The organism is Enterococcus sp. E4-150 (genome assembly GCF_035726465.1).
Taxonomy (GTDB): domain Bacteria; phylum Bacillota; class Bacilli; order Lactobacillales; family Enterococcaceae; genus Enterococcus_B; species Enterococcus_B faecium.
In genome coordinates, this window is the sequence record NZ_JAPRGK010000001.1 from 323,448 (window position 1) to 341,395 (window position 17,948).

General features: G+C 38.8%; 14 protein-coding genes. 12 read left to right on the forward strand and 2 right to left on the reverse strand.

Annotated elements, in window-relative coordinates; translation table 11 throughout:
* The first annotated feature begins 16 nt into the window (after nucleotides 1–16).
* The 12 genes from OZ002_RS01550 (at nucleotide 17) to OZ002_RS01605 (ending at nucleotide 16,473) form a co-directional block, all read left to right on the forward strand.
* On the forward strand, nucleotides 17–1,912 hold the full coding sequence (locus OZ002_RS01550; protein WP_002307894.1) for a beta-glucoside-specific PTS transporter subunit IIABC: 1,896 nt from the start codon (nucleotides 17–19) through the stop codon (nucleotides 1,910–1,912).
* The gene (locus OZ002_RS01555) at nucleotides 1,909–3,366 is read left to right on the forward strand and encodes a glycoside hydrolase family 1 protein (protein ID WP_125179232.1); all 1,458 of its coding nucleotides are present in this window, start codon (nucleotides 1,909–1,911) and stop codon (nucleotides 3,364–3,366) included. Before OZ002_RS01550 ends, OZ002_RS01555 begins: the two co-directional genes overlap by 4 nt.
* A 583-nt stretch (nucleotides 3,367–3,949) precedes the next feature.
* On the forward strand, nucleotides 3,950–4,384 hold the full coding sequence (locus OZ002_RS01560) for a MarR family winged helix-turn-helix transcriptional regulator (protein WP_002328305.1): 435 nt from the start codon (nucleotides 3,950–3,952) through the stop codon (nucleotides 4,382–4,384).
* Nucleotides 4,385–4,486: 102 nt separating this feature from the next.
* Nucleotides 4,487–5,578, forward strand: a complete 1,092-nt coding sequence (locus OZ002_RS01565; protein ID WP_002328304.1) for an NADH-dependent flavin oxidoreductase — start codon at nucleotides 4,487–4,489, stop codon at nucleotides 5,576–5,578.
* 29 nt (nucleotides 5,579–5,607) lie between these two features.
* The gene (locus tag OZ002_RS01570; RefSeq protein ID WP_325082755.1) at nucleotides 5,608–6,285 is read left to right on the forward strand and encodes a type 1 glutamine amidotransferase domain-containing protein; all 678 of its coding nucleotides are present in this window, start codon (nucleotides 5,608–5,610) and stop codon (nucleotides 6,283–6,285) included.
* 342 nt (nucleotides 6,286–6,627) lie between these two features.
* Nucleotides 6,628–7,923 (forward strand): NAD(P)/FAD-dependent oxidoreductase, encoded by a 1,296-nt coding sequence (locus tag OZ002_RS01575; protein ID WP_002294670.1) that lies wholly within the window; start codon nucleotides 6,628–6,630, stop codon nucleotides 7,921–7,923.
* Nucleotides 7,913–9,373 (forward strand): helix-turn-helix domain-containing protein, encoded by a 1,461-nt coding sequence (locus OZ002_RS01580; protein ID WP_002296783.1) that lies wholly within the window; start codon nucleotides 7,913–7,915, stop codon nucleotides 9,371–9,373. The genes OZ002_RS01575 and OZ002_RS01580 overlap by 11 nt, the downstream gene beginning before the upstream one ends.
* 135 nt (nucleotides 9,374–9,508) lie before the next feature.
* Nucleotides 9,509–11,005, forward strand: a complete 1,497-nt coding sequence (gene glpK, locus OZ002_RS01585) for a glycerol kinase GlpK (RefSeq protein WP_156249281.1) — start codon at nucleotides 9,509–9,511, stop codon at nucleotides 11,003–11,005.
* Nucleotides 11,006–11,018: 13 nt separating this feature from the next.
* Nucleotides 11,019–12,842: a type 1 glycerol-3-phosphate oxidase gene (glpO, locus tag OZ002_RS01590; RefSeq protein WP_002307900.1), complete on the forward strand. Its 1,824-nt coding sequence runs from the start codon at nucleotides 11,019–11,021 to the stop codon at nucleotides 12,840–12,842.
* Nucleotides 12,843–13,559, forward strand: coding sequence for an MIP/aquaporin family protein (locus OZ002_RS01595; protein WP_002292560.1), 717 nt, complete (start codon nucleotides 12,843–12,845; stop codon nucleotides 13,557–13,559).
* A gap of 305 nt (nucleotides 13,560–13,864) precedes the next feature.
* Complete coding sequence (locus tag OZ002_RS01600; protein WP_325082757.1) at nucleotides 13,865–15,793, forward strand: endonuclease MutS2; 1,929 nt, start codon at nucleotides 13,865–13,867, stop codon at nucleotides 15,791–15,793.
* A gap of 125 nt (nucleotides 15,794–15,918) precedes the next feature.
* On the forward strand, nucleotides 15,919–16,473 hold the full coding sequence (locus OZ002_RS01605) for a CDP-alcohol phosphatidyltransferase family protein (RefSeq protein WP_002294657.1): 555 nt from the start codon (nucleotides 15,919–15,921) through the stop codon (nucleotides 16,471–16,473).
* Between the two features lie 771 nt (nucleotides 16,474–17,244).
* On the opposite strand, the gene OZ002_RS01610 is transcribed toward OZ002_RS01605, so the two are convergent.
* Both OZ002_RS01610 and OZ002_RS01615 read right to left on the reverse strand, forming a co-directional pair.
* Complete coding sequence (locus OZ002_RS01610; RefSeq protein ID WP_002321527.1) at nucleotides 17,245–17,559, reverse strand: DsrE family protein; 315 nt, start codon at nucleotides 17,557–17,559, stop codon at nucleotides 17,245–17,247.
* A gap of 13 nt (nucleotides 17,560–17,572) precedes the next feature.
* Entirely contained in the window at nucleotides 17,573–17,833 is a 261-nt protein-coding gene (locus tag OZ002_RS01615; protein WP_002294653.1) for a metal-sensitive transcriptional regulator, read from the reverse strand.
* Nucleotides 17,834–17,948 lie beyond the last annotated feature (115 nt).

Here is a 17,948-nt window from a genome sequence, read left to right on the forward strand (position 1 = left end):
AAGGGGTACTAATTGAATGGAGAAACCGTTTTCTAAGAACTATACTTATCTTGTAAGAAGGATTGCTACGGCATTAATTAACAAGGGGGAAGGAAAAATGGACTATTCACAATTAGCGAAAGATATTGTCCGATTTGTCGGAGGCGAAGAAAATGTCAGCAATGTTTACCATTGTGCAACAAGGTTACGGTTTACCCTAAAAGATAATAAGAAGGCAGATAAGGAGAAGGTAGAGCAACTAGAAGGTGTGATCACTGTAGTCGAAGCTGGAGGAATGTTTCAAGTCGTAGTAGGAAATGCAGTAAATGAAGTGTATGACGTATTATCCAAACAAATGAAACTAGAAGATGATGCATCTAGTGGAAAGAGAGGAACTGAGAAAAAAGGCATTTTAAACTCTTTTATAGACATGATCGCCGCTGTTTTTGCCCCGACTTTAGGCGTCTTGGCAGGAAGTGGTTTGATCAAAGGAGTACTCGCCTTATGTACGAGTTTGAATTTATTAACTACTGAATCAGGAACTTATATCATTTTGAATGCAGCAGCTGATGCATTTTTCTATTTCTTGCCTATATTTTTGGCATATACTGCTGCAAAAAAGTTCAATACAGATCGTTTCATCGCTATGGTTATTGCAGCAGCTCTCGTTTATCCTACGATTGTCAGTGCATATAGTGATAGCATAACCTTGCGATTTCTAGGGATGCCCGTGATTCTAGCAAGGTATACAAGTACGGTTATTCCAGCAATTTTAGCTGTATGGGTTCTTTCTTATATTGAGCCTAAGATTCGCAAAAGCTTGCACGAAAGTATTCGAAATTTATTGACACCATTCATTTGTATCATCGTGATGGTCCCAATTACTTTATTAGTTGTAGGTCCAATTGCAGATTATGCAAGTCAGCTGATTGCAGCTGGATATTTAGCTGTTTATAACTTTAGCCCTGTTTTATCTGGTGCTGTTATCGGCGGATTTTGGCAAGTGTTAGTGATTTTTGGGTTACATTGGGGACTTGTACCAGTAATGACCAACAATCTTTCTTTCTACGGTCGTGATACGCTAGGTCCAGCATGTATGACTGCCGTAGCTGCGCAAGCAGGAGCAGTACTTGGGGTATTTTTGAAAACGAAAAATAAGAAAGTAAAAAGTTTATCTTTATCTGCATTTATCACAGCATTATTTGGAATCACTGAACCTGCTGTTTATGGTGTGACTCTTAAATATAAACGACCATTTTACATTGCTTGTATATGTGGAGCTATATTTGGTGGAGTAGCTGGTGCCGCAGGAGCCGGTGCTTTGGCAGTTGCTACAAGAAGTATTTTGTCTTTCCCGATTTATATTGGTGAAGGATTTGTTTGGCTAGTTGCTAGTTATTTCTTAGCGATGATCAGTTCCTGTATGCTAACTTTTCTTTTCGGCTACAAGGATGAAATCGAAGAAGAATCCTCAAAGGATATAGTGTTAAGTACTCCTGCAGCAGGTGAAATAATTGATTTATCTGAAGTAAACGATCCAACATTTGCCAGTGGATCTTTAGGAGAAGGGTTTGCGATCATTCCAACGGACGGAAAAATCTACAGTCCTGTAAACGGGGAAGTTTCAACAGTTTTTCCAACGAAACATGCAATTGGGGTAGTCAGTGAAGAAGGAGCAGAGATACTGATCCATATCGGTATTGATACAGTGAATTTAAATGGCAAATACTTTCAAAGTGCAGTATCTGATGGAAAAAAAGTACGTAAAGGCGATTTATTGATGGAAGTAGATTTGCAAGAATTAATCAAAGAGGGATATGATCCGACCACAATGGTTATTGTTACAAATAGTAGTAGATTCAAAAATATCATTACTAGTCATAAGAAAAATAATCAAACAAGAAAACTAGCAAGTTTAGGGGGATCGATATGAAAAAATTTCCAGAAGGATTTTTATGGGGCGGAGCGACAGCGGCCAATCAATGTGAAGGTGCATGGGATGTAGATGAAAAAGGATTATCTGTGTCTGATGTGTATACATTCGACAGCGATTTACCTAAAGAAAAATGGACAGATCAATGGCATATGATGACGCATCAGCAAGTAAAAGCGGCTCAGGATCCCAACAGCAAGTATTATTATCCTAAAAGACACGGAAATGATTTCTATCATCACTTTAAAGAAGACATCCGTTTATTTGCTGAAATGGGTTTTAAATGCTATCGGATGTCTATCGCATGGACAAGAATTTTTCCTCATGGTGATGAAGAAACACCCAATGAAGCGGGATTATTTTTTTATGATCAAGTGTTTGACGAATGTCTAAAATATGGGATTGAGCCAGTCGTTTCTCTTTCCCATTATGAAATGCCGTTATATTTGGTTACAGAATATGGTGGATGGCCTAATCGAAAGCTTATTCAGTTTTACGTTCGTTTCGCTGAAACAGTATTCAAACGCTATAAAAATAAAGTAAAATATTGGATGACTTTCAATGAGATCAACTGTGTAAAACATCACCCTTTTGTTAGCGTAGGAGTAATTGAAGAAAACCATCCCCATTTGGAACAAGCGAAATACCAAGGTGCACACCATCAGTTTATAGCAAGTGCTTTAGCTACAAAAGCTTGTCATGAAATTATCAAAGGTTCACAAGTCGGTTGTATGATCAGCTATCAGCTTCTTGTTCCGTATTCTTGTGATCCGGATGATATTCAAAAAACAATTGAGCAGCAAAGAACTTCTTTGTTCTTTAGTGATGTTCAAGCAAGAGGATATTATCCAGTGTATACGCAACGAATGTTTGAAGAAAAAGGTGTCAACTTAAAAATAGAAGTAGGTGATGAAGAAATCTTAGCAGCCTACCCTGTTGATTTTGTTTCTTTTAGCTACTACATGTCTAGTGCAGTCAGTGCTCATCCAGAAAATTTGGAAGGGGTCCAAGGAAACTTAATAACTGGAGGAATTAAAAATCCGTATCTTCCATCAAGTGAATGGGGCTGGCAGATTGATCCTAAGGGTTTGAGAATTGCTTTGAATCAATTATATGATAGGTATCAAAAACCACTGTTCATAGCTGAAAACGGACTCGGAGCTATAGACAAAGTAGAAGAAGATGGAACCGTTCAAGACGATTACCGCATTGACTATTTGAAGCAGCATATTGAGCAGATGAAGGAAGCTATCGAAGATGGAGTAGATTTATTTGGTTATACGTCGTGGGGCTGCATTGATATCGTCAGCGCTTCTACTTCACAAATGTCAAAACGTTATGGATATATCTATGTTGATCAAGATGACGAAGGGAATGGCACAAAGAAACGGTTAAAGAAAAAATCATTTGATTGGTACAGACAAGTCATCCAATCAAATGGCGAAATCCTATAATAAAAGGAAAGAAGGGGCTGTGACAAAAGTCTTGTCACAGCCCCTTCTTTACGAATAAACAGTATTCTCCTGCCAACTCCTCGATCACAAGTCACCATAGTCATAAAACATGAGAAGCTGTTTTTTGAAATTGCTCCTTGTGACTCGGAGTTCAACGGCAGGCTCACGACCTCTCAATAAACGGTGTACAATCAGCTGACCATCGGCATTAGCTCAAAAAACGACAAAATATGAGGAACTATTTTTGTTTGGCTGTTCTTATTACTTGATGCAGGACGGCTTTTTCACAACCTCTGATATAAACGGTGTTCAAAAGCCAGTTTTTCGGTATTAAACCAAATTTATACAAAAATGTGGAAAGCCATTTTCACAAAATTTTTCTTCATACTCAAAACTAAACGACTTTTTCACAACCTCTGATTCACGGTGTTCCAGAAGGAGTTTTGTCGAAAACAAGCCGAAATTCTTTGAAGATGGCTACTTCTTTTTCTCAAATCTAGACAGAGCAGGCGGACATTATTCCGTGTTTTTTGACAAAAAATAAAAATCATACTATGATATGTACGCCAATGGAGGGGATGAAATGGAAAAGCCAATTGAAAAAGCGTTAGATGAATGTCTTTTCTTTAGCGTGAAAAAGCTAGATCGCATGTTGAATAAATTAGCTGATGAAGCGTTTAGAAGGACAGGTCTGGCACCAACTTATGGTTTTATTTTATTGATATTAAAAGAAAAAGACGGAATACCACAAAAAGATATTGCACAAATGCTCTATTCCGCTCCATCAACGATTGCTCGTTTTGTTGAAAAATTAGAATATAAAGGATACGTCAAAACAGTTAGCGAAGGTCGCTTGTCATTAGTTTATCTTACAGAACAAGGACGCCAATTTACTAAGGAAGTCGATGGTAGCTGGGAAGAACTCCATCAGTCGTACAAAGCAGTCTTGGGAAATGAAGCAAGTAAAGAATTAGCCGAGATAATGAATGAAGCAACAGATAAGTTACAAAAAAAATAAAAATTTTTTTAAGCAAATTAGTTGCATGTGCAACTAACAGAGTAGTTTAATGATAGATGATTCTCGATAGGTTAATCAGAGCGAATTATGGGAGGAATGACAATGTCACAATTTGATCAATCAATTACTTTACCTTCAGGAGTTCAATTGAAGAACCGATTGATGCTGTCGCCTATGACGACACAACTCAGCTTCTTCAATGGAGTGATCACCGAAGATGAGATCACTTATTATAAACAACGTTCTAAAGGACTTGGTGCTGTTATTACTGGTGCTGCAAATGTCCAAGATATCGGAAAAGGCTGGCCAGGTGAACTGAGCATCGCTCACGATGAAATGATTCCTCGGTTAAGTGAACTAGCTAAAGCAATCCAAGGAGAAGGTGCAAAAGCGATTGTTCAGATTTTCCACGGTGGACGAATGACTAGTCGAGCTACTCTATCAGGAGAACAGCCTGTATCTGCAAGTGCAGTTGCAGCGGAACGACCTGATGCAGAAACACCGCGAGCATTAAGTGAAAATGAAATCAAAGAAACAATCCAAGCATTTGGCGAAGCCACACGCAGAGCGATTGAATCAGGATTTGATGGAATCGAGTTGCATGGAGCAAATACGTATTTGATTCAACAATTTTTCTCTCCGCATTCGAATAGACGAGAGGATCAATGGGGCGGTAGCTTGGAAAGTCGTTATCGTTTTATTGAAGAATTATTAACAACGGTTTTCTCAGCGGTTGAACAATATGCTAAAAAACCATTCATCGTAGGGTATCGTTTCTCACCAGAAGAATATGAAACACCAGGTATCCGTTTTGAAGACACGATCTGGCTTCTTGAACGATTACGTGAGTCAAAACTAGATTATCTGCATGTTTCATTAAATATGTATGATCGAATAGCTCGTTCTGATAAATACAACGATAAATCGATTCTTGAAGTGGTCCATAACACGATTCAAGGAAAGATCCCTTTAGTTGGTGTCGGTGGGATCCGCAATCGCGAAGATGTAGAGCAGGTATTGAAATATGCAGAACTTGCAGCAATTGGACAGCAAATGATCGTCGATCCTGACTGGGCAGAGAAATTATTGGAAAACCGTGAGGATGAATTTGTAACGAAACCCTTCGAAGAAGCATATAAAGAGCTTTATTTGCCAAGTCCATTATATAATTTCTTGAAAGCACGTTATCAATAACGCAATTTTTATAGAAAGAGGATGGGAAAATGAAAGTATTGATCGTATTAACAAATGTAGAAAAGTACGAAAAGATCGAGCGTCCTACAGGTTTGTGGTTAAGTGAACTGACTCATTTTTATGATGTATTAGTAAAAAATGGGATCGATGCAGATTTTGTCAGTCCTAAAGGCGGATATGTACCTTTAGAACCGCAAAGTGTTTTGAATATGGATGAAATCGATTGGGCCTATTATAAAGATGAAGATTTCAGAAATCGGGCCTTGGGAAATACCTTACGTCCTGATGATGTGGATGCAAATGATTATGCAGCGGTTTATTATGCTGGTGGCCACGGAACAATGTGGGATTTTCCAGAAGCAATAGATCTTGGGAAAGTCGCTTCACAAATCTATCGAAATGAAGTGCTGGTCTCAGCTGTTTGTCACGGTGTTGTAGGATTGTTGCCAGTTACAGATGAGTCTGGAAAATCTATTTTAGCTGGACGTACGGTGACTGGGTTCAGTAATGAAGAAGAGGAAGCAAATGGTACAACGAATGAAGTACCATTCTTAGCAGAAGATGCTTTGAAAGAAAAAGGAGCAAACTATCAGTCTGGTGGAGCTTTTTCAGAAGTGGTTCACATTGATGGGCGGCTTCTTACAGGGCAAAATCCTCAATCTGCTCATCAATTAGGCGAAGCAGTTGTTGAAGCATTAAAGAATTAAAAATTGTTAGCATAAAAATGATGTGTCTATTCTAACTATTACATTACACACACTAAAACTCGTCTTTTCGTTCTTTTCTGTTTCCTATTTGGACAGAGGTACGTAAAAGGCGAGTTTTTTTCTTTTATAAGAGTACATTTTTTGAAACATCTCTTCAGAAATGATACTCTTCAATTAGGTCCACTAGTATATTATTAAGAAGCAGACCTAGAACACGGTATGATGGAGAGGGTTGATTCTGCTGCATCGCTATGTATCATAAGGTTGAAAGCGAGTTATGAATACTGTGTTTTCTGATTGAGAAGTTAGCAGTAGAACACCTTATAAGAAAGAGGAATGCAGATGAACATTGTAATTGTCGGCGGGTCGTTTGCAGGGATTCATGCGGCTATTTATCTTCGCCAATTGATGCCAACAAGTGAAATATATTTGATTGAAAAGCAATCGAAGTTAGGATGGATTCCCAGCGGGTTCAATTTGATATTAAAAGGAAAGGTTACCAGTGAAAAACAACTTTCTTGGATCACGAAAGAAGAACTGACTGACCGCTATCGAATCCATGTTTACACAGAAAAGACAGTAATAGGATTGAAAGAAAAAAAAGTCGTTTTAGCAGGAGGAAAAAAATTGGATTTTGATCGTTTGATTCTAGCGACTGGTTCAAATCAAAAGTTTCGAAATATTTCTGCAGAATCAACGCTTATTCACCCAGTTAAAAAGATACAAAACGTAACGGCTCTTCAGCAAAAGATCATGAATGCAAAGAAAATTGCAATTATTGGTGCAGGACAAGCAGGAATCGAAATAGCTGAAGGTTTGGCATCAAGAAAAAAACAAATCCATCTTTACGAAAGCCGAAAGTCAATTCTTTTTCGTTATCTAGATCCTGAAATGACAGAACCGTTAGTAAAGGAAATGAAAAATCAAGGGCTTTCACTTTTTTTAGAAGAACAAGTTGTGTCTTTGACCGAAAATGAAACCGCTATTGTAGAGACGGAAAAAAGAAAGGAGAACTATGATCTTGTTTTGCTGGCTAATCATTCTCGCCCCGACAATCAGATGTGGGAAGAACAATTAACATTGAATGATGATGGAACGATCTGGGTAGATGACTACTTGCAAACGTCTCAAAAAGACGTTTATGCGATTGGCGATGCGATCCAAGTAACTTTTCGTCCAACAAATGAAAAAATGTATGTTTCTCTAGTAAATAACGCTGTCCGTACAGCACGAAATGTCAGCAAGACAATTAGTGGCTCACAGACAAAGGATCAGGGAACCTATCGTCCAGTCGGCAATCAGTGGTTTGGCTATTTCTTAGGAAGCGTAGGTTTGACAGAAGAAGAGAGCATTTTTTATCCCCAAAAAATTGAAACAGGATACGTAGACTACAAGCTTACAGCAATAAATCAAAGCAAAGTTAAACTCAAATTTCTATTTGATTCTGAAAAAAAGATTCTTGGAGCACAGCTCCAAAGCAAAAAAGAGATGTTCCACCTTCTTGACCAACTGACAATTGCAGTAGAAGAAGGATGGACGTTTGAACAGTTAGAAGAACATGAGCTATTTTTCCAGCCAGAATACCGTGTGCCAGATATGGTGTGGTCAAAGGTGGCGAATACTGCCTATGAAGATTGAAGCATTATTAGAAAGAAAAGAGCAGTTACAGATCCTGATTTTGCGAAACCTTGTTCTGCAAGGAGGAACAGCCTCTATCAATGGTTTGAGAGAGCATGTCCAACTGTCAAAAGCCTCGTTTGATCAATATTTGGAAGATATTGAATTGATTGGCCGAATGATGGAAAAAAAAGTAGAAGTACAGCGAAATGAGTATCAGGCGCTGCTGGTGTTGGACGAAGATGTAAGTTTGGAAAAAATTCTATTGTTTTTATTGCAGGAAAGCTTGAAGTTTAAGATGCTCGTCTATTTATTAGAACATCAGCAAGTATCCATCGTTCGATTAGCGACAGCGTTTAATATCAGTGAGTCTTCTGTTTTTCGAAAGATCAAAGAATTGAACCAGCTCTTAGAGGAATTTGGATTACAAATCAAAAACGGTCAATTATACGGAGAAGAGCTACAGATACGATATTTTTATTATGAACTATTCCAATATATCCCGGAAGATCAGCGACCGCTTTTTTTGCAAAATACACCAGAAAAAAGACCGTTCATTCTAGGATTGGACCGTGTATTAGAAACAACGTTTACGGCATCAGCAGAAGCACAGATTGCTTGCTGGCTCGGGATTACGAAAAAAAGACTATTGAATGAAAAAAGTACGTACGCAACTTTGAAAGAAAAGAAATTACTCTATCAGTCGGATCGGCTTTATCAAGCAATCGATCCAATCATCGTGATGCATCTTAGTCGAACAGCAGCAGAACTGAATGTATACGAAACAATGATGTTTTACAGCTTTTTTGTTTCTTTTTCGATAGTAGACGAAGAAATATTTTATCAGTATGATTTGACACGGAGCAAAAAGTTACCAACCGCTGTTTTAGATACTTACATTCGGGAAACGATGTTATGGCATTATCGTCCTCGTCGTTTGAAAATCAAAGAAGAAAAGGCAGTAGGCTACCAAATTTCCCAGATCAACAATGAATGGTTTTTCTTTGTTGGAAAGATCGAAGTCTATGAGCGTGATCGGCTTTTGGAACAGCAGCAGAAAATGCTCGGGCATTCCTTAACACAGTTACTGGCGAAATTACAGGAAACAGCGGTGCAGCAATTGCCTAGGAAAAGAGCTGAAGACAGTGAGCTTAGTTACCTGATGATCCAGTATGCCAATGTTCTTTTGATGATCGATTTTTATATTGCAAAACCAGTAGTGATTGGAATCGATTTAGAAAGTCTGCCGATTTATCGTATTGCTTTTCAACAATATCTGATCAGAGAACTGAGGGGAATCGGCGGTATTGAGATTGGAAGTTATGAAGAAGGTAAAGAATATGATTTGGTGATCACATTTTGCCAGAGAAACAAAAAACAGTGTGAATATTATTTGTCAGAATTTGCGTCACCTTACGACATTATTCGATTGAAAAGAAGAATAGAGACGCTGAAAAAAGAAAAGAATTGATTAAAAAATAGCTTCATAATAAAAAACTGTCAAAAAAAGAAAAAAAGAATAAAATTTTGACAGTTTCTTTTTTTAAAACAGTAGTATGATAAGAGTAGTTAAAGAAAGCGTTTGCATATAATGGAGGGAATCACAATGACAGAACCAACGTATATCATGGCGATTGACCAAGGTACAACTAGCTCACGAGCAATTATCTTTGACAAGAAAGGAAGACATATCGGCAGTTCTCAAAAAGAGTTCACGCAATATTTCCCGCAAGAAAGCTGGGTTGAACATGATGCAAATGAAATCTGGAATTCTGTACAGTCAGTTATTGCCGGAGCGTTCATCGAATCAGGGATCAAACCAAACCAAATTGCTGGGATTGGCATAACGAACCAGCGTGAAACAACAGTAATCTGGGAAAAAGATACAGGACGTCCAATCTATCATGCAGTTGTTTGGCAATCCAGACAATCAGCTGGAATTGCAGATAACTTAAAAAATGAAGGCTATCAAGAATTTTTCCACGAAAAAACAGGGCTAGTGATCGATTCCTATTTCTCAGCAACGAAGATTCGCTGGATTCTTGATCATGTAGAAGGTGCGCAAGAACGAGCTGAAAAAGGCGAATTGATGTTTGGAACGATTGATTCGTGGTTAGTATGGAAACTGACCGATGGACAAGCACATGTTACTGATTACTCGAATGCCAGTCGGACGATGTTGTTCAATATCCATCAGCTAGATTGGGATCAGGAGATTTTAGATTTACTAGATATTCCTCGAGTGATGTTACCAAAAGTCACTTCTAACTCAGAAGTTTATGGTTATACGCAAGGTTATCATTTTTATGGAAGCGAAGCACCAATTTCAGGGATGGCAGGAGACCAGCAAGCCGCATTATTCGGACAAATGGCATTTGAGCCAGGTATGGTCAAGAATACTTATGGTACAGGTTCATTTATTGTCATGAATACCGGTGAAAAACCGCAATTATCCAAAAATAATTTATTGACGACAATTGGTTACGGCATAAATGGAAAGGTTTACTATGCTTTAGAAGGAAGTATTTTTGTGGCTGGTTCTTCGATTCAATGGCTGAGAGATGGACTTCAAATGTTGCAAAAAGCTAGCGATTCAGAAGACGCAGCGAAACGCTCTACAAGCGAAGATGAGGTTTATGTTGTTCCTGCATTCGTTGGGCTAGGTGCTCCTTATTGGGATCAGGCAGCACGAGGGGCTATGTTTGGCTTGACACGTGGTACGACAAAAGAAGATATCATTAAAGCTACTTTACAGTCGATTGCTTATCAAGTGAGAGATATCATCGATACGATGCAAGATGACACTGGAATCAAGATTCCTGTATTGAAAGTAGATGGCGGTGCAGCAAACAATGAATATCTGATGCAATTCCAAACAGATATCTTGAATGTACCGATCCAACGAGCAGAAAACTTGGAAACAACGGCGCTAGGGGCAGCATTTTTAGCAGGATTAGCTGTCGGTTATTGGAAAGATACAGACGAGATCCGCGAATTTTATGAAGCTGGAAAGCTATTTGAAGTTCAAATGGAGGAAGAGCGCCGAGAAAAACTTTACAACGGTTGGAAAAAAGCAGTAAAAGCTACCCAAGCATTTGAATAAGGAGGAAATCCATATGTTTTCAAACAAGACAAGACAAGATAGCATTCAAAAAATGCAGCAAGAAGAATTGGATCTGTTGATCATCGGTGGCGGAATCACTGGTGCCGGTGTGGCAGTCCAGTCAGCAGCATCAGGAATCAAAACAGGATTGATCGAAATGCAGGATTTTGCAGAAGGGACTTCCTCTCGCTCGACCAAACTTGTTCATGGCGGTATTCGTTATCTGAAGACATTTGATGTGGAAGTAGTAGCTGACACAGTTGGTGAACGTGCAGTCGTACAAAGTATTGCCCCACACATCCCAAAACCAGATCCAATGCTTTTGCCAATCTATGAGGGCGAAGGAGCAACAACCTTCAATATGTTCTCGGTCAAAGTAGCAATGGACCTTTATGACAAACTGGCAAATGTGACAGGAACCAAATATGAGAATTATACGCTGACACCAGAAGAAGTATTGGAAAGAGAACCGTTTTTGAAAAAAGAAGGGCTAAAAGGCGCGGGTGTCTATCTAGATTTCCGCAACAATGATGCCCGTTTAGTGATTGATAATATCAAAAAGGCTGCCGAAGATGGGGCTTATCTAGTAAGTAAAATGAAAGCGGTTGGCTTTTTATATGATGGCGATCAAATCGTTGGCGTCAAAGCTCGTGACTTGCTGACAGATGAAGTGATCGAAATCAAAGCAAAATTAGTGATCAATACGAGTGGTCCTTGGGTAGATAAAGTACGAAACTTGAATTTTACGCGTCCAGTCTCTCCTAAAATGCGTCCAACTAAAGGGATCCATTTAGTTGTAGATGCGAAAAAACTGCCTGTACCGCAACCCACATACTTCGATACAGGAAAGCAAGATGGGCGAATGGTTTTTGCTATTCCAAGAGAAAACAAGACTTACTTTGGTACGACAGATACGGATTACCAAGGAGATTTTACGGATCCGAAAGTCACACAAGAAGATGTAGATTATCTATTGGATGTGATCAATCATCGCTATCCAGAAGCAAATATCACATTGAAAGATATCGAAGCAAGCTGGGCAGGACTTCGTCCACTGTTGATTGGTAATTCTGGTTCTGATTACAATGGTGGAGATAATGGATCGATTTCAGACAAGAGCTTCAATAAAGTTGTCGATACAGTAAGTGAATATAAGGAAAACAAAGTTTCTCGTGCTGAAGTAGAAGACGTGTTGAACCATTTGGAAAACAGCCGTGATGAAAAAGCACCTTCTACGATTTCCAGAGGTAGTTCTTTAGAAAGAGAACCAGATGGCTTGCTGACTTTATCAGGCGGGAAAATCACCGATTACCGTAAGATGGCAGAAGGAGCTTTGCGATTGATACGCCAATTATTAAAAGAAGAATACGGAATAGAGACGAAAGAAATCGATTCTAAAAAATATCAGATTTCAGGTGGAAATTTCGATCCAACGAAATTAGAAGAAACAGTAACAGAATTGGCAAAAGAAGGAGTAGCAGCCGGCTTAGAGGAAGAAGACGCTACTTATATCGCTGATTTTTACGGGACTAATGCTCGACGTATCTTTGAATTAGCAAAAGAAATGGCACCTTATCCTGGTTTGAGTCTCGCTGAGTCAGCTCGGTTACGTTATGGATTAGAAGAAGAAATGGTTTTGGCCCCAGGCGATTATCTCATTCGTCGTACAAATCATCTGTTGTTTGAACGAGATCAGCTTGATGAGATCAAGCAACCTGTGATCGATGCAATTGCTGGGTATTTTGGGTGGACAGAAGAGGAGAAGGCGCAACAGACTAAACGTTTAGAAGCATTGATTGCAGAATCAGATCTGCGGGAACTAAAGGGGGAGAAATAAATGAACAGTGATATGACTCAAATCATGGGGGAGTTTATTGGGACACTGATCCTAGTTTTGCTTGGAGATGGTGTGTGTGCGGCTGTGAATTTAAACAAAAGTAAAGCACAGGCTTCTGGCTGGATTGTCATCGCATTTGGTTGGGGACTCGCTGTAACAATGGCTGTCTATATTTCTGGATTCATGGGCCCAGCTCATTTGAATCCTGCAGTCTCTCTAGCTATGGCGATGACAGGGGCAATTAGTTGGAATCTCGTCGTTCCTTTCATCATTGCACAAGTTTTAGGAGCTTTTGCAGGGGCTATTCTTGTTTGGCTTTCTTATTTGCCACATTGGAATGCAACGAAAGATGAAAGCGCGATTTTAGGAACGTTTGCAACAGGCCCTGCTATACGGAATTATCCAGCAAATGTGATCACAGAATTAATTGGTACATTTGTATTAGTTCTTGGGTTGCTAGCTTTTGGACAAAACGAATTTGCACCTGGAACGAACGTATTCGCTGTAGGCGGATTGATCTTAGCCATCGGTCTTTCATTAGGAGGGCCAACAGGATATGCAATCAACCCTGCTCGGGACTTTGGTCCTCGATTAGCTCATGCGGTATTGCCAATAGCTAATAAAGGTACTTCAGATTGGGCATATTCATGGGTACCAATTGCAGGGCCAATGATCGGAGCAATTATCGCGGTAGGTGTCTATTCATTAATGGTGTAAATCTATAAAACATACTAAAGTTTGACAACCAAAATGTGTCTTGCTATAGTTAAGTGGAAAATAAATAAGACCTAGAAGAATGGGGTATGTTTTGTGAGTGTAGCTGGTATCTAATCAGTAAGTCGAATAGCCAATAAACAAAGTTTATTTGGTGTGCTTATGAAACGGTACCTGTCAGGAAAACAATATCTTTGTATTCTAATAAGGATAGGACATGACTTTTTTAAGCTGTGTTCTATCCTTTTATTTATCTCTAGGCCCTTATTTATTTTGGGACAGGTATCTCTTCAAGAAAAGGAGAGAGTATGAACAACGAAATGATTAGTCAATTACAATTTGATCGGATCAAAAAGGAAATTCAAGCAAGAGCGATTGGAAACTATAGCAAAAAACGAATCAGCGATATGACGGTCTCGACAAACCTACAAACTGTCTTGGATCGTCAAGAAGAAACAAGAGAAGCACGCTTGATCTTAGAAAGCAGTCAGCATGTTCCATTTATGGGGTTGCCGAGGATCGATGCACTGACAGAACAAGTCAAAAAAGGGTTGATTCTGTCCCCCGCTGATTTGATCGAATATGCGAATTTTCTAAGAAGCAGTCGGATGATCACAAAGTTTTTTGATAAGAATCAATACCAGGCACCTTTGTTATTTGCTTATAGCAAGCATCTTCCTGATTTGATAAATGTAGAAGAGTTGATTGACCAGAAAATAAAAAATAATAAAGTCAGTGACGACGCGTCACATAATTTGCGTAAAGTACGCAAACAATTGCAACTAATCGAAAAAGAAATCCAGTCAAAATTGCTGAAATTCTTGCGTCATCCGAAAAACAAAGAAATGATCCAAGAAGCAATGATTGTTCAAAAAGGCGAATACTATACGATTCCTATCAAAGCCAGCTATAAAAATAAAATAGATGGAACGATTATCGATGAATCAAATAAAAGAACGACGGTTTTTATTGAACCAACTGTGATTTCTAAATTGAATGAACGCTATCAGTTGTTAAAAGCTGAAGAAATCAGTGAAGAATATCAAGTCCTGGCGGCATTGACTGGTGCTATCGCAGAAAACGAAGAAGTGATCGATTTATTGATCGAAACGATCACGGTGTTAGATATCATCTTTGCTCGGGCAAAATTTAGCCGAGAAATCAATGGAATCACACCTAGAATCAATAAATCAGAACATATCATTATCAAGCAAGGCAGACATCCATTTTTACCTGAGCATGCGGTACCATTGGATGTTGAAATCGGTAAAGACTATCGAGGCTTGATTATCACCGGAGCAAATGCCGGAGGCAAAACAGTCGTGTTGAAGACGGTCGGTTTATTGACTTTGATGGCGATGTTCGGTATGCAAGTTCCGGCAAAAGAAGGGACAGAGCTTGCTGTCTTTGATGAGATTTTCGTCGATGTCGGTGACCACCAAAATTTAGAAAATGCGTTGAGTACATTTTCTGGTCATATGCAAAACATCGCTGCTATTTTGAAAAAGATAAAAAGGAATACGTTGGTACTTTTAGATGAGATTGGCAGTGGAACAGAGCCAAATGAAGGGGCTGCACTAGCGATCGCAATCATGGAATCTATGTATGAGCAGGGGGCATTGATCATTGCCACGACCCATTATGGAGAAATCAAGAAATTCGCCGGAGATCATGAAGATTTTGTGCCGGCTGCTATGGCTTTCGATCGTGAAGCACTTCGTCCTAAATATCAGTTGCGGGTTGGAGAAACAGGAGAAAGCCAAGCTTTGTGGATTGCTCATAAAATGGATATGTCGATGAAATTGATCCATCAAGCAGAGCGTTACTTGGCGGAAAAAGCCTATCGGACAAAGAAAAAAGAATTTCTTCCTAAGACAGCAGTTACAAATAGGAAGGAGAATAAAAAAGAACGCCAGCTCTTTGCAAAAGGTGATCGGATATTTGTCAATGAATACCAAAAAGAAGCGTTAGTTTATGAAGATATAGGTGAAGATACGATTGATGTATATTTAGACAAAAAAATAATCCACGTGCCTCGTCAGCGTGTTCGTCTGGTGTGTTCAGCAGAAGATCTGTACCCGACAGGTTACGATTTAGACAGTCTGTTTATCGATTATAAAACACGTAAACGGCAGCGTGACCTAGAGCGAGGATCAAAAAAAGCTCATAAAGTACTAGTAAAAGAAATGCGCAAACGACAGGAAGAAAGAAGAGTAAACGATGAAAACAGCAAGTGATTATCTCAAATTAGCTCATAATATCAGTGGCTGTAAAGAAAAATAAAAACAGTGAAATCATTGGTTTTATTCCCCGTGTAAGCTAAAATAAAAAGAAAAGATTGCTGAGGAGGTGGGGCGATAAAATGAAATTAAGCACAGACTGGCGTAAAGAAATACAAACGATTCCGAATCTTTTATCGATATTCCGTATTTTTTTGCTGCCGATTTATCTTTATTTTGTGCTGAGACAGTCATTTTATATAGCAGGAGCGGTCATTGTTGTCTCAGGTTTGTCTGATTATCTAGACGGGGTCATTGCTCGGAGATATAATCAGGTAACAGACTTAGGGAAGGTGCTTGATCCGTTTGCAGATAAATTGACACAACTTTTTCTGATTTTGTCTATGGCATGGTATCGACCGTGGCTTTGGCTGTTGTTTGGTCTATTCTTGATAAAAGAAGGCTTTATGTTTGTAGCTGGATTAATCGGGCTATCTAAAAATATCAAATTAAGTGGAGCGAAGTGGTATGGCAAAGTAGCGACTGCTGTCATCTATGTTGGCATGATCCTTTTGCTGCTTTTCCCAGAATTACCAACGCTGTGGGTGAGAGTCATTTTTGCCGTCATCACTTACGGTCTTTTACAATCTTTTGTCTTGTATGCTGTCGAGTACCGAAAGATGTTTCAAAGAAAATAAAAAAGGGGTGTGACCTATGTCGCACTCCTTTTTTTGATAAATAGACTCCCAGTAGCTACTTCTCGATAATAAGCCAACCAAACCAAAAACAGGAGAAGTTATTTTTGAAATTATTTCTTGTGATTCGGAGTTAAATGGTAGGCTCACAACCTCTTGGTAAACGGTGTTCAATCAGCTGACCTTCGGTATTAGCTCAAAAAACGGCAAAATATGAGCAGCTATTTTTTCGTTTGTTTCTCTAATACTCAGGTCAAACCGCTGATTTTACAACCTCTGGATAAACGGTATTCAAAAGCCAGTTTCTCGGTATTAAGCCAAATTTATGCAAAAATGTAGAAAGCCATTTTCACAAAATTTTTCTTAATACTCGAAACTAAGCGACTTTTTCACAATCTCTTCCTTAAACGGTGTTCAATCAGCTGACCTTCGGTATTAGCTCAAAAAACGGCAAAATATGAGGAGCTATTTTCCCGTTTTTTTCTCTAATACTTAGGTCAAACCGCTGATTTCACAACCTCTTCCTTAAACGGTGTTCAAAAGCTTGCATCTGCGGTAATAAGCCCAACCAAACGAAAAATATGAGAAGCTATTTTTGTTTGGCTGTTCTTATTACTTGATGCAGGACAGCGTTTTCACAACCTTTGATTCACGGTTTTCCAGAAGTAGCTTCTTCGAAAAATAAGCCGAAATTTCACAAAAATTTGAGAAGCAATTTTCGTAAATTCCTTCTTATTTCTTGAAGCTGATCACTTCTGCCGCAACCTCTACTGACTAAGGCTTGATATAAGCATAACCTTGGGATTGCAGTTCAACTAAATCAAGGACACCTGCTGGTACAACGATTACTTGTTCAGGTAAAGAACTTTCTGAAATATGATTAGCACGCATAGCATTGGCGCAAGCGTGAAAAACGACTCCTTGCAAATCTAAGAATTCTGCATTGGCAGAGTCTAGATAACCGGTAATCGCGATGCCATTTACAGATACGACAATCGTCGTTTCTGGAGAAGCTTTTATCAGGTTTTTTACGTTTTTCCCTGTTTCTGACCATTTTTCTAATTCATCAATATGGAAAACGACTTTCATTGAAATCATTCCTTTACTTTTTAATAATCATCTTGATCGCTTGCTCTAATTTAGCCGCTTGTTCTTCTGGATTACTATCAGGTTTCTCAAAGCAATTTTTCAGATTATCTGCAACGATCATGCCCATTACGCGATCAATACTAGAACGAACAGCGCTTAATTGAGTGATGACATCCATACATTCTTTTTCGTCTTCGATCATTTTTTGGATACCACGAATTTGTCCCTCTGTACGTTTCAAACGGTTCAGGATATTTTTATTATCAATCTCCATAACACATTCTCCTCTATTTTTATAATTAGATAATACCCCTTATCGGTATTTTATGCAAATATAAAAAGTAGTGAAAAAAATGAAGAGTCATTCTGGTTGACATATTAATAAAACT

What these genes read in the sequence shown, in the direction of transcription:
- OZ002_RS01550 (WP_002307894.1), top strand. Translation starts at nt 17, where the DNA reads ATGGAGAAACCGTTTTCTAAGAACTATACTTATCTTGTAAGAAGGATT.
- OZ002_RS01555 (WP_125179232.1), top strand. Translation starts at nt 1,909, where the DNA reads ATGAAAAAATTTCCAGAAGGATTTTTATGGGGCGGAGCGACAGCGGCC.
- OZ002_RS01560 (WP_002328305.1), top strand. Translation starts at nt 3,950, where the DNA reads ATGGAAAAGCCAATTGAAAAAGCGTTAGATGAATGTCTTTTCTTTAGC.
- OZ002_RS01565 (WP_002328304.1), top strand. Translation starts at nt 4,487, where the DNA reads ATGTCACAATTTGATCAATCAATTACTTTACCTTCAGGAGTTCAATTG.
- OZ002_RS01570 (WP_325082755.1), top strand. Translation starts at nt 5,608, where the DNA reads ATGAAAGTATTGATCGTATTAACAAATGTAGAAAAGTACGAAAAGATC.
- OZ002_RS01575 (WP_002294670.1), top strand. Translation starts at nt 6,628, where the DNA reads ATGAACATTGTAATTGTCGGCGGGTCGTTTGCAGGGATTCATGCGGCT.
- OZ002_RS01580 (WP_002296783.1), top strand. Translation starts at nt 7,913, where the DNA reads ATGAAGATTGAAGCATTATTAGAAAGAAAAGAGCAGTTACAGATCCTG.
- glpK (WP_156249281.1), top strand. Translation starts at nt 9,509, where the DNA reads ATGACAGAACCAACGTATATCATGGCGATTGACCAAGGTACAACTAGC.
- glpO (WP_002307900.1), top strand. Translation starts at nt 11,019, where the DNA reads ATGTTTTCAAACAAGACAAGACAAGATAGCATTCAAAAAATGCAGCAA.
- OZ002_RS01595 (WP_002292560.1), top strand. Translation starts at nt 12,843, where the DNA reads ATGAACAGTGATATGACTCAAATCATGGGGGAGTTTATTGGGACACTG.
- OZ002_RS01600 (WP_325082757.1), top strand. Translation starts at nt 13,865, where the DNA reads ATGAACAACGAAATGATTAGTCAATTACAATTTGATCGGATCAAAAAG.
- OZ002_RS01605 (WP_002294657.1), top strand. Translation starts at nt 15,919, where the DNA reads ATGAAATTAAGCACAGACTGGCGTAAAGAAATACAAACGATTCCGAAT.
- OZ002_RS01610 (WP_002321527.1), bottom strand. Translation starts at nt 17,559, where the DNA reads ATGAAAGTCGTTTTCCATATTGATGAATTAGAAAAATGGTCAGAAACA.
- OZ002_RS01615 (WP_002294653.1), bottom strand. Translation starts at nt 17,833, where the DNA reads ATGGAGATTGATAATAAAAATATCCTGAACCGTTTGAAACGTACAGAG.